The sequence below is a fragment of the Streptomyces sp. NPDC004111 genome (assembly GCF_042874215.1).
In the GTDB taxonomy this organism is placed as follows: Bacteria; Actinomycetota; Actinomycetes; order Streptomycetales; family Streptomycetaceae; genus Streptomyces.
The window spans coordinates 22,587-37,526 of sequence record NZ_JBIAMU010000009.1 but is presented as its reverse complement, the minus strand read 5'-3'; the positions used below and the strand labels follow the sequence as shown (position 1 = coordinate 37,526).

Annotated in this window: 14 protein-coding genes; 5 read left to right on the top strand and 9 right to left on the bottom strand. The window is 71.9% G+C overall.

Annotation, left to right across the window (positions count from 1 at the left end; genetic code table 11):
* The first annotated feature begins 160 nt into the window (after window positions 1–160).
* Window positions 161–1,090 carry a trypsin-like serine peptidase gene (locus ACFYVL_RS18740; RefSeq protein WP_389246036.1) on the top strand — a complete coding sequence of 310 codons (930 nt, stop codon included), beginning with the start codon at window positions 161–163 and terminating at the stop codon, window positions 1,088–1,090.
* A gap of 86 nt (window positions 1,091–1,176) precedes the next feature.
* On the opposite strand, the gene ACFYVL_RS18735 is transcribed toward ACFYVL_RS18740, so the two are convergent.
* The 9 genes from ACFYVL_RS18735 to leuA all read right to left on the bottom strand — a co-directional run bounded on the left by ACFYVL_RS18735 (window position 1,177) and on the right by leuA (window position 10,448).
* Window positions 1,177–1,620: a response regulator gene (locus tag ACFYVL_RS18735; RefSeq protein WP_389246034.1), complete on the bottom strand. Its 444-nt coding sequence runs from the start codon at window positions 1,618–1,620 to the stop codon at window positions 1,177–1,179.
* Window positions 1,617–3,344 carry an ATP-binding protein gene (locus tag ACFYVL_RS18730; RefSeq protein WP_389246032.1) on the bottom strand — a complete coding sequence of 576 codons (1,728 nt, stop codon included), beginning with the start codon at window positions 3,342–3,344 and terminating at the stop codon, window positions 1,617–1,619. Before ACFYVL_RS18730 ends, ACFYVL_RS18735 begins: the two co-directional genes overlap by 4 nt.
* Before the next feature lies 1 nt (window position 3,345).
* Window positions 3,346–4,548: a PP2C family protein-serine/threonine phosphatase gene (locus tag ACFYVL_RS18725; RefSeq protein ID WP_389246030.1), complete on the bottom strand. Its 1,203-nt coding sequence runs from the start codon at window positions 4,546–4,548 to the stop codon at window positions 3,346–3,348.
* 84 nt (window positions 4,549–4,632) lie between these two features.
* Entirely contained in the window at window positions 4,633–5,484 is an 852-nt protein-coding gene (locus tag ACFYVL_RS18720; protein ID WP_389246028.1) for an isoprenyl transferase, read from the bottom strand.
* A gap of 39 nt (window positions 5,485–5,523) precedes the next feature.
* The gene (gene recO, locus ACFYVL_RS18715) at window positions 5,524–6,270 is read right to left on the bottom strand and encodes a DNA repair protein RecO (RefSeq protein ID WP_389246026.1); all 747 of its coding nucleotides are present in this window, start codon (window positions 6,268–6,270) and stop codon (window positions 5,524–5,526) included.
* A gap of 133 nt (window positions 6,271–6,403) precedes the next feature.
* Window positions 6,404–6,622 carry a hypothetical protein gene (locus ACFYVL_RS18710; protein ID WP_389246024.1) on the bottom strand — a complete coding sequence of 73 codons (219 nt, stop codon included), beginning with the start codon at window positions 6,620–6,622 and terminating at the stop codon, window positions 6,404–6,406.
* Window positions 6,623–6,902: 280 nt separating this feature from the next.
* Window positions 6,903–7,742, bottom strand: a complete 840-nt coding sequence (locus ACFYVL_RS18705) for a hypothetical protein (protein ID WP_389246022.1) — start codon at window positions 7,740–7,742, stop codon at window positions 6,903–6,905.
* A gap of 80 nt (window positions 7,743–7,822) precedes the next feature.
* Window positions 7,823–8,533, bottom strand: coding sequence for a TerB family tellurite resistance protein (locus ACFYVL_RS18700; protein WP_389246020.1), 711 nt, complete (start codon window positions 8,531–8,533; stop codon window positions 7,823–7,825).
* A 154-nt stretch (window positions 8,534–8,687) separates the two neighbouring features.
* Window positions 8,688–10,448, bottom strand: a complete 1,761-nt coding sequence (gene leuA / locus ACFYVL_RS18695) for a 2-isopropylmalate synthase (RefSeq protein WP_389246018.1) — start codon at window positions 10,446–10,448, stop codon at window positions 8,688–8,690.
* A gap of 308 nt (window positions 10,449–10,756) precedes the next feature.
* Between leuA and ACFYVL_RS18690 the strand changes: the two genes are divergently transcribed.
* From ACFYVL_RS18690 to ACFYVL_RS18675, 4 genes are all read left to right on the top strand, one after another.
* On the top strand, window positions 10,757–11,818 hold the full coding sequence (locus tag ACFYVL_RS18690; protein ID WP_389246016.1) for a M4 family metallopeptidase: 1,062 nt from the start codon (window positions 10,757–10,759) through the stop codon (window positions 11,816–11,818).
* Between the two features lie 104 nt (window positions 11,819–11,922).
* Window positions 11,923–12,195 carry a protealysin inhibitor emfourin gene (locus ACFYVL_RS18685; RefSeq protein WP_389246014.1) on the top strand — a complete coding sequence of 91 codons (273 nt, stop codon included), beginning with the start codon at window positions 11,923–11,925 and terminating at the stop codon, window positions 12,193–12,195.
* 91 nt (window positions 12,196–12,286) lie between these two features.
* Window positions 12,287–13,657 (top strand): GH1 family beta-glucosidase, encoded by a 1,371-nt coding sequence (locus ACFYVL_RS18680; protein WP_389246012.1) that lies wholly within the window; start codon window positions 12,287–12,289, stop codon window positions 13,655–13,657.
* Window positions 13,654–14,910, top strand: coding sequence for an MFS transporter (locus ACFYVL_RS18675; RefSeq protein WP_389246010.1), 1,257 nt, complete (start codon window positions 13,654–13,656; stop codon window positions 14,908–14,910). The genes ACFYVL_RS18680 and ACFYVL_RS18675 overlap by 4 nt, the downstream gene beginning before the upstream one ends.
* Window positions 14,911–14,940: the final 30 nt, after the last annotated feature.

Below are 14,940 nucleotides of genomic sequence, written 5' to 3'. Positions count from 1 at the left end.
ACCCGCACGGCGAACGCCCCGGCCCCCTTGGGAGGCCGGGGCGTTCGCCGTGTTTCGGCCATCTCGCACGCACGCTCCTGACAGATGTTCAGCTTCCGTGGCAACCTGCCCCACGCACACCGATTTCCGCACCGCTCCCCTCTTCGCAGAAGGAGTCAGCGTGAGACGTCGTCCCCACAGTGCATTGCTCGGTCTGGTGGCTGCCGTCGGCGGCCTGCTCGGTGTCGGAGCCGCCCCGGCTCCGGCCGCCGGGGCCCCGTCCCTCTCCGCCGAGCAGCAGGTACGGAACTTCTGGACACCGCAGCGGATGCGCGCCGCGCAGCCGCTCGACCTGCTGCGGGTGTCCCCCGCGAAGGTCGCCCCCGCGCGGCCCTCGGGCCCGGCCGTCTCGGTCCCCTCCACCCGGGCGTTCCCGCAGAAGGGCGGCGCGTGGACCGGCGGCGGGGCGGTGGTGAAGACCTCGGGCCGGGTGTTCTTCACCTACCAGGGCCGTACGGCCTCCTGCTCGGGCAACGCGGTGACCAGCCAGAACAAGTCCACCGTCGTCACCGCCGGGCACTGCGTGAAGATGAACGGCGCCTGGCACACCAACTGGGTGTTCGTACCGGCCTACAACGACGGCCAGACCCCGTACGGCACCTGGACCGCCGCGAAGACCTCCTCGACCGACCAGTGGGCGGCGAGCGAGGACATCAACTACGACGTGGGCCTGGCCGTGGTGAACCCGCTGGGCGGCCAGCGGCTCACCGACGTGGTCGGCGCGCAGGGCGTCCAGTTCAACGGCGGCTACAACAAGGCCATGTACGCCTTCGGTTTCCCGGCGGCGGCCCCCTACGACGGCAAGAAGCTCATCTACTGCTCGGGGAACACCACCAAGGACTTCCTGTTCTCCCAGGACCACTCCCTGGGCTGCGACATGACCGGTGGCTCCAGTGGCGGACCGTGGTTCAACTCGTTCAACGAGTCAACGGGCACGGGGCTCCAGGCGTCCGTGAACAGCTTCGGCTACACGTTCCTGCCGGGGCGGATGTTCGGCCCGTACTTCGGCAACGAGGTCAAGGCCGCCTACGACAAGGCACAGGCGGGCTAGCGCCCGCCGCCCGTCCGGGCCGACCGGACGCGGCGAGCGGGGCGGTCACCGGGAGCGTGCGCGCCCCGGTGACCGCCCCGCGGTCCTCACCGGTTGGGCGGCAGCTTCACCACGGTCACGAAGAACTCGTCGATCTGCCGCACCGCCGCGATGAACTGCTCCAGGTCCACCGGCTTGGTGACGTACGCGTTGGCGTGCAGCCGGTAGCTGCGCAGGATGTCCTCCTCGGCCGCCGAGGTCGTCAGCACCACCACCGGGATGTGGGCCAGCTCCTCGTCCTTCTTGATCCGCTCCAGCACCTGACGGCCGTCGTACTTGGGCAGGTTGAGGTCGAGCAGGATCAGGTCGGGGCGGACCGCCCCGGTGTGCGCGCCCTGCCGGTACAGGAAGTCGAAGGCCTCCTGCCCGTCGCGCACGACGTGCAGCCGGTTGCGGATCTTGTTGTCCGCGAAGGCCTCGCGGGTGATCAGCTCGTCGCCGGGGTCGTCCTCGACGAGGAGGACCTCTATGGGAGTGAGGGGGGTGCTCATGCGCGCGCTCCTGTGGGGGTGGCGTCCGGGGGGACGCCGTCCCGGGGGGTGGTGCCGGCGGGCTCCGGGTCCGGCGCCGGCAGGCTGAAACACACCCTCAGCCCTTCGGGGGCCGAGGTGTCGAGGCGGATGGTGCCGCCGTAGTACTCGACGATCTTGCGGCACAGGGCCAGGCCGATCCCGGTGCCCGCGTACTCCTCCCGCGAGTGCAGCCGCTGGAAGATGACGAACACCTTCTCCGCGAACTCCTCCGGCACCCCGATCCCGTTGTCCCGTACGCAGAACCGCCAGTGGCCGTCGGCCGGTTCGCAGGTGACGCGGACGCGGGCCGGGCGGTCCGGGTGGCGGAACTTGAGCGCGTTGCCGAGCAGGTTCTGCCAGAGCATGGTGAGGCTGGTGGGGTCGCCGGTCACCACCGGCAGCGGCTCGCGGGGCAGTTCGACGGTGGCGCCGGACTCCTCCACGGCCAGGGCGAGGTTGCCGAGCGCCGCCGCCAGCACCTCCCCCATGGGGACCGCGACGGGGTCGGCGTCCAGCCGGCCCACCCGGGAGAAGGTCAGCAGGTCGTTGATGAGGACCTGCATGCGTTTGGAGCCGTCCACGGCGAAGCCGATGTACTGCTTGCCGCGCTCGTCGATGACGTCCCCGAACCGCTTGTCCAGCAGCTGGCAGAACGCCGCGACCTTGCGCAGCGGCTCCTGGAGGTCGTGCGAGGCGACGTAGGCGAACTGCTCCAGCTCGGCGTTGGAGCGCCGCAGTTCGGTGGCCTGGAGGTCCAGGTCGGCGGCCTGCCGGGCGACCTCGGCCTCCCGGCTGCGGGCCTCCACCAGCTCGCCCGCGATGCGCCGGCGCATGGAGTCCACGCTCGCGCCCACGGCCCGTACGTCCACCGGTCCCGGCACCTCGATCCGCCGGTCGAACTCGCCGCCCGCCACCCGGTCGGCCGTCGCGCGCAGCCCGGCCAGCGGGACCACCACCATGCGGCTGAGAAGAACGGCCAGCAGGACCCCGGTGGTCACGATCACCGCGAGCATGCCGAGGAACGTCCAGTCGCGCAGGGTGCGCAGCGACTCCATGTCGGACCGGGCCTCGGCCCGCGCCAGGTCGATGTGCCGCTCCTGGGTCCGCAGCAGCCCGCGCAGCTCGTCGAAGCTCTTCCTGCTGGCCTCGATGCGCGGCTGTACGGAGCGGACGTCGGCGCCGCCGCGGATGACGGCGATCAGCGGCAGCGCCTGCTGCGTGCGCCACTCCCGCGCCTTCGCGGTGACCGCCGCCAGGTCGGCGCCGAAGGGGCCCTCGCGGCCCAGCAGCCGGGCCGTCTCCGCGCGGTACCTGCGCTCGTCGGCCAGTCCCTGTTCGTACGGGGCGAGGAAGCTCTGCACCCCGCTGAGGGCGAAGCCGCGCACCCCGGTCTCCTGGTCGACGAGCGCGTTCTGCAGCTGGAGGGCGGCGGACCTGCCGGGCTGGAGGTGGTCGAGGAGCTCGGTGCTGCGGGCACTGGTGCGGCCGAGCAGGGTCGCGCCGACGGCGGCGCAGAGCACCAGCAGGGCCGCCATGGAGAGCAGCACCAGGCGGATCCAGCCCCGTACGGACAGCCTGGCGAAGCCCGTGTGCTCCTCGGGCGGGGCCGGGGCCTCGGGGGCCTCGGGGGCATCTTCCGGGCCGTCGGGGGCCGCCGTGGGGCGGGTGGCCCCGGTGGCCGTCGGCCGTGTCGTGCCGGGCATCTCAGCCGCTCGCCCAGGCCAGGTGGAGTACCGCTATGTCGTCGGCCAGCCCGCCGTGCGGGGCCGCGGCGTCGGTGGCCGCGCGCACGAGTGCCTGGACGAACCCCGGGGCGGGCAGGGACTCGTACTTCCGTGCCAGGGCGAGCAGTCCTCTCTCGCCCAGCCGGGTGCGGGGGCCGGTGAGCCCCTCGAAGAGGCCGTCGGTGAAGACCACGATGCCGGTTCCCCCGGCCAGCGGCAGGTCCGTCTCGGGCCAGCTGCCGGTGCCGGGGGCGATACCCAGGGCCATGCCGCCGGGCGGGTCGTACCAGGTGGTGCCCGAGGGGCCGCGGACCAGCAGCCCCGGGTGCCCGGCGCGCACCACCCGCACCGAGGCGCGGTCGGCCGGGAAGACGAGGCTGGTGAGGGTGGCGAAGACCTGTTCGGCGGACCGCTCGGCCGCCATGATCTCCTCCAGCAGGCGCAGTTGGGCCGGGCCGGTGCACCCGCTGAGCACTGCCGCCCGCCACGCCACCCGCAGGCACACGCCGAGCGCGGCCTCCGTCGCGCCGTGCCCGGAGACGTCGCCGATGACGGCGTGCACGGTGCCGTCGGCGGTCTGCACCACGTCGTAGAAGTCCCCGCCGAGCAGGCCCTGTTCGCGGCCCGGGTCGTAGCGGGCGTCGACCTCGAAGCCGGTGCCGCGCATCAACGGGACCGGCAGCAGCCCGAGTTCGAGGCGGGCGTTCTCCTCGGCGCGCAGCCGGCCCACGTGCAGCGCCGCCGACGCCTGCTCGACCTGCTTGCGCTGGACGGCGTACCGCAGGGCCCGGCTCAGGGTCTCGGCGTCCAGGCGCCCCTTGACGAGGTAGTCCTGGGCGCCCTCCGCGACCGCGTGCTGTCCCGCCTCGCCCTCGACGAGTCCGGTCAGGACGACGATGGCCGCGTCCGGGTGGGCGGCGATGACCTGCCGTACCGCGTCGAGCCCGCGGACGTCGGGCAGGTGCAGGTCGAGCAGTACGCAGACGGGCCCGCTGTGCCCGGCGAGGAACGTGCGGGCCTCGCCGAGCGTGGTGCACCAGTGGACGTCGGCCCGCAGGTCGCTGTCCTGGAGCACCTCCGTGAACAGCAGGGCGTCGGCGGAGTCGTCCTCGACCAGCAGCAGACTCGCGTCGAGTTCCCTCCGGCCGGCCGTCGTACCGGACACCACCAGTCGCTCGGTCACCGCTCAACCCCCACCCCGGGAGCCCGGATCACCGCGACCGCGGCCTCCCTCTTCGGCCGAATGATACTGCCGGGGGCGGGGCCATCAGCCCTGTTCGGGAACCCGCTGGCCGGGCGGGATCTCCTGTGCCCGCTGCTCGTTGGGAATCGCGCCGCCGAACCTGCGGTCCCGCTGGGCGTACGCGTAACAGGCGTCCCAGAGGTTGCGCCGGTCGAAGTCGGGCCACAGCACGTCCTGGAAGACCATCTCGGCGTACGCGCTCTGCCAGATCAGGTAGTTGGAGGTGCGCTGCTCGCCGCTGGGACGCAGGAACAGGTCCACGTCGGGCATGTCCGGGTAGTACATGTACTTGGCGAAGGTCTTCTCGTTGACCTTCGACGGGTCGAGCTTCCCGGCGGCGACGTCGCGGGCGATGGCCTGGGCGGCGTCCGCGATCTCGGCACGGCCGCCGTAGTTGACGCAGAAGTACAGCGTCATCGCGTCGTTGTCGACGGTCTGTTCCTGGGCGACCTGGAGTTCCTGGACGACGGACTTCCACATCTTGGGCATGCGGCCCACCCAGCGGATGCGGATGCCCAGTTCGTTCATCTCGTCGCGGCGGCGGCGGATGACGTCCCGGTTGAAGTTCATCAGGAAGCGGACCTCGTCGGGGGTGCGCTTCCAGTTCTCGGTGGAGAAGGCGTACAGGGAGAGGTTCTTGACGCCCATCTCCAGACAGCCCTTGAGGACGTCCAGGACGACGCCCTCGCCGACCTTGTGGCCCTCGGTGCGGGGCAGGCCGCGCTCCTTGGCCCACCGGCCGTTCCCGTCCATGACGATCGCCACGTGCTCCGGGACCAGCTCACCGGGGATCTTCGGGGGCCGGGCACCGGACGGGTGCGGCTCGGGCACCTTGTACTCGCGCCGGTTGCGTCCCAGAATCCCGCGTCGTGCCATGAGATGGATCTCCTAGTTTTCTGCCGCTTGCCACTGCTTCTACTTCTCCACGTACCGCAGCGAGCGCAGTCCGCGCTCCAGGTGCCAGTGCAGATACGCCGACACCAGCCCGCTGCCCTCGCGCGCGTGCCTCGGCTCGCACGCGTCGGCCGCCGCCCAGTCCCCCGTGAGCAGCGCGCTCAGCAGCCCGACTGCCTCCGCAGAGGGTACGACGCTGCCCGGCACCCGGCAGTCACCGCATATGACGCCGCCCGCCGCGACGGAGAACAGCCGGTTCGGCCCGTCGATGCCGCACTTCGCGCAGTCGTCGAAGCTGGGGGCGTAGCCGTTGACGGCCAGCGAGCGCAGCAGGAACGCGTCGAGGATCAGGTTCGGCGCGTGCTCGGCGCGCGAGAGGGTGCGCAGGCCGCCGACGAGCAGCAGGTACTGCTGGATCGCGGGCTCGCCCTCGTGGTCGGTGAACCGCTCCGCGGTCTCCAGCATGGCCGTGCCCGCGGTGTAGCGGGCGTAGTCGGTGACGATGCCGCTGCCGTACGGGGCGATGATCTCGCCCTGGGTGCACAGCGGCAGCCCGCGGCCGACCAGCTCGCTGCCGCGCGCGAAGAACTGCACGTCGACGTGGCTGAAGGGTTCGAGGCGGGCGCCGAACTTGGACTTGGTGCGGCGCACCCCGCGGGCGACGGCCCTGATCCGGCCGTGGTGCCGGGTGAGGAGGGTGATGATGCGGTCCGCTTCGCCCAGCTTCTGGGTGCGCAGGACGATACCGTCGTCGCGGAACAGACTCATGACTCCATTGTCCCGTACGGCGGGACGGGGCCGGGCCTGGGACGGGCCGGGCCGGAGCCGGAGTCAGAACGGTCGGGTGAGGTCGGGCGGGGGGGGACGGGGCGGGGCGGGGCGGGGCGGGGGCGGGACGGCCCTAGGGGAGTTCTCCGCGGCTGCGGGCGTTGACGTAGGCGGTGGCGGCGCTCAGGCGCTCGGCGGCGGTGGCCGGGCGGACGTCCTCCTGGTCGCAGTTCCACTCCCGGCCGCCGCCGGCCGGGACCAGCCGCAGCAGCCTGCCCACCTTCGCCGCCACCCTGCCGACCCGGCCGCTGGTGAGGTCCAGCACGTACGAGCCGAGCGGCGGCGGCCTCACCGCGCCCCCGCCCCGGTTCCCGGTGGCCGCTCCCCGGCTCTCCGCCGCGCCGCGCGCGTTTTCTTCACAGGTACCTCCGCCTCTTCGGGGCATTCCGCAGAGCGTTGCCGTTTTCCCATCATTGTCATCACTTCCCGGCCGCCGCCGCTTTCACGTTTCGCATTACGGCGGCGGTACGGAATAGCTATTCTCTGGTGAGGCCTGTGCACCGCGAATGCGCAGGCCATAGGTTGTGGCCGACGGTAATGGCGCTTTCCGTGCGGCGCCCGGGGGCGGCCTTCTAGTGATCCACGATCTCCTCGCGGGACTTCACGTCGCCCTCGTTCAGAATCAGAAAGTGCCGGTCCTTTTCCGTCATGAACTTGAGGAATCCGGGCTCGGCCTCCAGCACATAACCGATCAGCGGTGCGGACCGCTCCTTCACCTCGACCCGCTCCAGCGGCATCCACGGGGTGCGCACCACGGCGGCGCTGACGAGCAGGGTGACGACCACCGCCGCCATCACCAGTCCCATCAGGTGCTTGCCCGCCCAGCGGGAGGCCGCGCCGACCTGGCCGTGCCCGCCCCGGGTCACCGCCCCCAGCCCGGCCATCAGGGCGGTCACCGCCACGGACAGCGGCAGCAGCCACCACGCGTGGAAGCTGAGGATGTACGCCGTGACACCGGCGAGGACGATCGCGAGCATCCCCAGTCCGGGCAGGTCCAGCCAGCCGGTGACCGGCCGCTGCGGCGTCCCGTCCGCCCGCTCCGGCCCCTCGCCCCGCTCCGGCAGCGGCCGGCCCTCCCCGGGCGCCGCCCCGTCCGGCCGCTCCGCGCGAAGGCGCCGGACGCGTGCCGCGAGCAGGTAGCCGCCCACCACCCGGAAGAGGAAGGCGGGCAGCAGCACCGCGAGGAGCACGGCGGCGACCACCGAGTCGGCCATCACGGTGCCGAGCACGATCCCGATGCTGTCCTCCAGGTCGAGGGTGTGCAGGACCGCGAAGGCCGTGTGCCACTGGTATCCGGAGACGGCGAACAGCCGCAGCAGCAGGAAGAGGAAGGCGGCCGTGGTCAGGGTGAGGCCGCTCCACCCCCGCTCACGCTTGTGCTCCCCCGCCGCTTCGCTCTCTTTGTGCACCATGCGGCCAAATTGCCACAGGCGTCACGGCGATGCCCGCCGGGGCGCGCCCCACGTCACGGCGATGCCCGCCGCGGCGCGCCTCAGGACGGTGTGCGCGCCGCCGCCAGCAGCCGGGCCGTGTCGTCCGCGCACAGTTGCAGGGCCGCGCCGACCGTGCTGAGCACGTCCCGTTCGGCCGCGCTGTAGGGGCCGTCGGCGAGCGCGATCCGGGCGCCCTGGAGCAGGATCGACTCGCGTCCCGCGGGGGCCAGGTGCGGGGCCAGCGGTTCGAGTGCCTCGTGCAGCTCGATGGCGAGGGAGGCGCTGTACGGGCTGTCCGCGCCGGTGCCGTCGTCGGCCGTGCAGCGCCCGGTGTCCTGGGCCAGCGCCTCGATGAGACAGGTCAGCTGGTCCTCCGTACAGTCCTCGAACCCGGCGGAGCGGACGGTGGCCGCCGCGGTGCTGGTCACCGTGCGCGAGGACGTGCCGCCCGCGGCGAGGACGGCGAGGGCGACCGTGTGGACGGCGTCGCGCAGCATCGCGGAGAAGCGGACGGTGGTGGGGTGGTCGAGGGTCTCGGTGCCGAACCGGCCGTCGCAGGAGGCGCATTCGACGACCGGGCCCTCGTAGCCGCGCGCGAGGAGCGGGATGCCGAGGACGGCCAGGCGCCGGCGGCCGGTGCGCCGGGCGTAGTTGCGGTCGCCGCCGCAGCCAGGGCAGAAGAACTCGCCGTCGCCGACGGTCGTCCAGGTGGTGCGGACGCCCCACAGGCTGCCCCACGGGCTGAGCGATCGGCCTCGCACTGGCAGCACGGCGCACCTCCGTAACACTTCGGCAACTTTGCCGGGGTTGGACGTGATGTTAGCCACATCCGCCGGGCGCCGTCAGCACCCCGGGAAAAGACGGCGGCCCCGTCCACCGCGCGGGTGGCCGGGGCCGGTCGGGTGCCGCGGGCAAACGCTCAGGTCAGCGCGCTGCCCGGTTCACGGCGGAGACAACTGCCTTCAGGGAGGCCCGAGTCGTGTTCGGGTCGATACCGATGCCCCACAGGACCTTCCCGTCGATGGCGCACTCGATGTACGAGGCCGCCTGCGCGGAGGCGCCCTCGCTCATGGTGTGCTCCTGGTAGTCCAGCAGGCGGGCGTCCACGCCGACGGCGGCCAGCGCCTCGAAGAAGGCGGAGATCGGACCGTTGCCGGTACCGGTCAGCACCGTGTCGGCGCCGTCCACGACCGCCTCCACGGTCAGGGTGTCCCGGCCGTCGGTGTCGGTGGTGGTCTGGCCGGAGCGCACCTGGATGCGGCCCCACGGGTTCTGGGCGTTCGGCAGGTACTCGTCCTGGAAGACCGACCAGATGGCCTTCGGGGTGACCTCGCCGCCCTCGGAGTCCGTCTTCTGCTGGATGATCTTCGAGAACTCGATCTGCATCCGGCGCGGCAGGTCCAGCTTGTGGTCGTTCTTCAGGACGTAGGCGATGCCGCCCTTGCCGGACTGCGAGTTGACGCGGATGACCGCCTCGTAGGAGCGGCCGACGTCCTTGGGGTCGATCGGCAGGTACGGGACCGCCCACTCGATGTCGTCGACGGTCTTGCCCCGGGCCGCCGCGTCGGCCTCCATGGCGTCGAAGCCCTTCTTGATGGCGTCCTGGTGGGAGCCGGAGAAGGCGGTGTAGACCAGGTCGCCCGCGTAGGGGTGGCGCGGGTGGACCTCCATCTGGTTGCAGTACTCGCTGGTGCGGCGGATCTCGTCGATCTGCGAGAAGTCGATCTGCGGGTCGACGCCCTGCGAGAACAGGTTCATGCCCAGGGTGACCAGGTCGACGTTGCCGGTGCGCTCGCCCTGGCCGAACAGGCAGCCCTCGATGCGGTCGGCCCCGGCCATGATCGCCAGCTCGGCGGCGGCGACGGCGGTGCCCCGGTCGTTGTGCGGGTGCACGGACAGGCAGACGTGCTCCCGGCGGGTCAGGTTGCGGGACATCCACTCGAAGCGGTCCGCGTGCGTGGAGGGCGTCGAACGCTCCACGGTGGCGGGCAGGTTGAGGATGATCTCGCGGCCCTCCTCGGGCCCCCACACGTCGCACACCGCCTCGCAGACCTCCAGGGCGAAGTCCAGTTCGGTGTCGGTGAAGATCTCCGGCGAGTACTGGTACCCGAAGATCGTCTCGGGGCCCAGGATCTTCTCCGCGTACTCCATCACCAGCCGCGTGCCGTCCACGGCGATCTGCTTGACCTGCTCCTTGGTGCCCCGGAAGACGACCCGGCGGAAGGTCGGCGCGGTCGCGTTGTACAGGTGCACGGTCGCGCGGCGGGCGCCGCGCAGCGACTCCACGGTCCGCTCGATCAGTTCCTCGCGGGCCTGGGTCAGGACGGAGATGGTCACGTCCTCGGGGATCGCGCCCTCTTCGATGATGGAGCGTACGAAGTTGAAGTCGGTGTCGCCGGAGGACGGAAAGCCGACCTCGATCTCCTTGTAGCCCATCCGTACCAGCAGGTCGAACATCTCGCGCTTGCGGGCCGGGGACATCGGGTCGATCAGCGCCTGGTTGCCGTCGCGCAGGTCGGTGGACAGCCAGCGCGGCGCCCTGGTGATCCGTGCCTCGGGCCAGGTCCGGTCCGGGATGTCGACCGCGTCGTAGGTGCCGTACTTGTGCACCGGCATGCCGGAGGGCTTCTGGGTGTGCGTGGCGTTGGTGACGGGCGTCGGGCGGCCGACGGACTGCTGGGTCATTGCGTAGGGCTCCTCGGGTCTCCTGCAAGGGGACGGCCGACTGGTTGAGCGCAGCACCAGATCCCGCGGGGAGGGGGTCGGCCTACGACTACAGGCCCTCGCCGCGGCAGCTAAGGAGAAGCAGCCCGAAACGCATGATGTGCCGCAGCCTAACCGAGGGACGGCGAGGACGCCGGTCCCGTATCAGTATGCAAGACCCGGCATCAGTGTCACCGAAACAGTGATCCATCACTCGAAGCATTGAAATATGACGCAAATTTCGGTCGCGGGTAGTGACACCGTCATGACCCAGTGCCACATTGCTCGCCATGGAAGCCATCCACCCCGTCTTCTGCACCATCGTGCCGCCCCACGTCCTGGACCGGCTCGCCCGCTCCGAGGACCCCGCGCTCGCCGCACCCGCCCGCCGCACCCTGGAGGCGGACGCCGCGCAGCGCACCCACCGCCGGCTGACCACGGTCATCGGCGCACCGTCGGTCGCCCCCGCCCCGGGAGCCCCCGACAACAAGGTCCACCGCACCATCTACGACGCCCGCAACCGGCGCGAGCTGCCCGGCCGGGTCGTGCGCAAGGAGGGCGACAAGCCGGGCAAGGACGCCACCGTCAACCGCGCGTACGCGGGCCTCGGCGCCACCTTCGACCTCCTCCTGAACGCCTTCGAGCGCAACTCCATCGACGGCAACGGCCTCCCGCTGAACGCGAGCGTGCACTTCGACAGGGAGTACGGGAACGCCTTCTGGGACGGCGAGCAGATGGTCTTCGGCGACGGTGACGGCGAGATCTTCCTCGACTTCACCCTGCCCGTCGACGTCATCGGCCACGAACTGGCCCACGGCGTGACCCAGTACACGGCGAACTTCACCTACTTCGGGCAGCCCGGCGCGCTCAACGAGTCCATGTCCGACGTGATGGGCTCCCTGGTGAAGCAGTACGTGGGCGACCAGACCGCGGCCGAGGCCGACTGGCTGATCGGCGCCGGCCTGCTGGCCGAGCGCGTCACCGGTGTGGCGCTACGCTCGATGAAGGCCCCGGGAACGGCGTACGACGACGACGTCCTGGGCAAGGACCCGCAGCCCGCGACGATGGACGACTACGTCACCACCGGCCGCGACAACGGCGGCGTGCACATCAACTCGGGCATCCCCAACCACGCGTTCTACCTGCTGGCCGAGGCGCTGGGCGGCAAGGCGTGGGAGCGGGCCGGGCGGATCTGGTACGACACGCTGACCGCCGGGACCCTCACCGTCACGCCGACCTTCGCGGACTTCGCGCGGGCCACGGTCGCGGCGGCCCGCAACCGCTTCGGCGAGGGCGAGGAGCTCCAGGCGGTGCTCAAGGCGTGGGAACAGGTCGGGGTGCCGTCGCACTGAGCACACCGGAGCGGACGCCCCCGCGCCGAGGGCGTCCCCGTGGGGCCCGCCCGTCCGGGTGGGCCCCCTACCGGCCCGGCCGCCCGCGTACTAGAACGGACCCCATGCGTATTCAGGTGGTCCGCTCCGGAGGTTTCGCGGGAATCGAGCGCCGGGCCGAGGTCGACACCTCCGCCCGGCCGGACGCCCCGGTCTGGCACGCGCTGGCCGCCGAGGCGCTCGCCGCAGGCCGGTCCGCGCGCGTACCGCCCGGCGGGATCGCGGACGGGTTCAGCTACGAGATCACCGTGGACGGCCGCACGGTGCACTGCGCGGAGCCGCATCTCACCGAACCACAGCGGGAGTTGATCTCCCGGGTACTGAAGGAAGGCGCCTAGCGCGGCATCCGGCGGAGCACTCGATCAAACATGAAGATCATTCATGTTTGATCGTTGACAGGGTTACCCCAGGGTATTCACCATCTCCCCCATGACCACGTTGCCGCCCGAGCCTCGGCCTCCGCTGCCCCGCTTTCCCGCCAACTTCCTGTGGGGAGTGTCGACTTCGGCCCATCAGATCGAGGGCGCGGTCGCCGAGGACGGGCGGGGCAGGTCCGTCTGGGACGCCTTCGCCGCCGCCTCCGGGCGCATCAAGGACGGCTCCGACGCGTCCGTGGCCGTCGACCACTACCACCGCTACCCGGAGGACGTGGCCCTGCTGAAGGACCTCGGGGTGGACGGCTACCGCTTCTCGGTGTCCTGGTCGCGGGTGCTGCCCCAGGGCGCGGGCTCCGTGAATGCGGCCGGACTCGACTTCTACGACCGGCTGGTGGACGCCCTGTGCGAGGCGGGCGTACGCCCGGTGCCGACCCTCTTCCACTGGGACACCCCGCTCGCCCTTCAGGAGGCGGGCGGCTGGCTGGAGCGGGACACCGCGTACCGGTTCGCGGAGTTCACGGACGTGGTCGCGGCCCGCCTCGGCGACCGGGTCGGCCGCTGGATCACCCTGAACGAGCCCGCCGAACTGACCATGCTGGGCCACGCGCTGGGCGAGCACGCCCCGGGCAAGCGGCTCCTGTTCGACGCGCTGCCCGTCGCCCACCACCAGCTTCTCGCGCACGGGCTGGCCGTGGACGTGCTGCGCACGCGCGGCTCCGGCAGCATCGGCATCGCCAACTCGCACGGCCCGACCTGGGCCGCCTCCGACTCCGCGGAGGACCGGGCCGCCGCCGACTTCTACGACCTGCTGCTCAACCGGCTGTTCGCCGATCCGGTGCTGACCGGCGCCTACCCCGAGGGCATCGCCGAACTGCTGCCGGGCCCGGTCGACGACGACCTGCGGCTGATCTCCCAGCCGCTGGACTGGTACGGCGTCAACTTCTACCAGCCGACCCGGGTGGGCGCCCCCGACCCCGCGGCGCCCACCGAGTTCGCCGGCATCACCGTCCCGCCGGAGCTGCCCTTCTCCGTCCACCCCGTCACCGGTGTGCCGCGCACCGCGTTCGACTGGGCGGTGGTCCCCGAGGCCCTGACCGAGCTGCTGCTCTCCTTCCGCGACCGGTACGGCGACAGCCTCCCGCCGGTCGTCATCACCGAGAACGGCTGCTCCTACGACGGCATCGACGACCAGGAGCGGATCGCCTTCCTCGACGCCCATCTGCGGGCGCTGCACCGGGCGATGGACGCGGGCGTCGACGTGCGCGGCTACTTCGTGTGGTCGCTGATGGACAACTGGGAGTGGGCCGAGGGGTACGCGCAGCGGTTCGGCCTGGTCCACATCGACTTCGAGGGCGGCACCCTGGACCGCACCCCGAAGGCGTCGTACGGCTGGCTGCGCGACGCGCTGCGGGCCCAGCGGTGACGACCACCTCGGGGCAAGGGACGCGGGCCGCCGCGGCGGAGCCCGGGGCCGGGGTGCCGCGCGGCTGGACGGGGGCGCTCGCGCTCGCCAACGGGGCGATCTGGGTGGGCTGGTTCGGCCCGATCCAGATCCTGCTGGCCCTCCAGGCGGCGCAGCTCGCGCCCGGCACGGGGATGTCGAAGGAGTCCGTACTGGCGTGGGTGACGGGCATCGGGGCGAGCGTCTCGATGGTCTCCAACCCGGTCTTCGGCGCCCTCTCCGACCGTACGGGCTCGCGCTTCGGGCGTCGTACGCCGTGGATCGTGGGCGGGGTGACGACGGGGGCGGCGGCCCTGGTGCTGCTGTCGCTGGCGCCCGGCATCGTGACGATGACGCTCGGCTGGTGCCTGGTCCAGCTGACCCTGAACGCCGCGTTCGCCGCGATCACCGCGTCCGTCCCGGACCGGGTGCCGCGGCGGCAGCGGGGCGTGGTCGGGGGCTGGCTGGGGGCGGCGCAGATCCTGGGCGTGGTGGCGGGCACGGGGCTCGCGACGCTCGGCGGCGGAATCGTGGCGGGGTACGCGGCGTGCGCGGTGTTCTGCGCGGTGGGGGTGCTGCCGTTCGTACTGCGCTACCGGGACCCGGTGCTGGAGGTGCGGCCGCCGTTCGCGTGGGGGCCCTTCGTGCGCTCCTTCTGGCTGAACCCGCGGACGTACCCGGACCTGGGGTGGGCCTGGCTGACCCGCTTCCTGATCAACCTGGGCAACTCGATCGCCCTGCTCTACCTCCTGTACTACCTGCGCGACCGGCTGCACCACGACGACCCGGAGACCGGCGTGCTGGTCCTGACCGCCGTCAACGGGGTCACCCTGCTGGCCACGGTGGTGGTGAGCGGGGCCTGGTCGGACCGGGTGGGCCGCCGCAAGCCGTTCGTGCTGTGGTCCGGGGTGCTGATGGCGGTGGCGGCCGGGCTGCTCGCGGTGTGGCAGACGTGGCCGGGGGCGCTGGTGGCGGCGGCGCTGCTGGGGGTGGGGTTCGGGGTGTTCACTTCCGTGGACTTCGCCCTGATGACGGACGTCCTGCCGAAGGCCGCCGACCGGGGCAAGGACCTCGGCGTCATCAACATCGCCAACTCCCTGCCCCAGGTCGCCGCCCCCGCCCTGGCCGCACCGATCGTGACGTACGCCGGCGGGTACGCGGGGCTGTACGGGATCGCGGCCGGGGTGGGGCTGGTGGGCGCGGTGCTGGTGGTGCGGATCAGGGGCGTGCGCTAGGGCGTGGCCCTGTGCGGGCGGCCCGGTGGC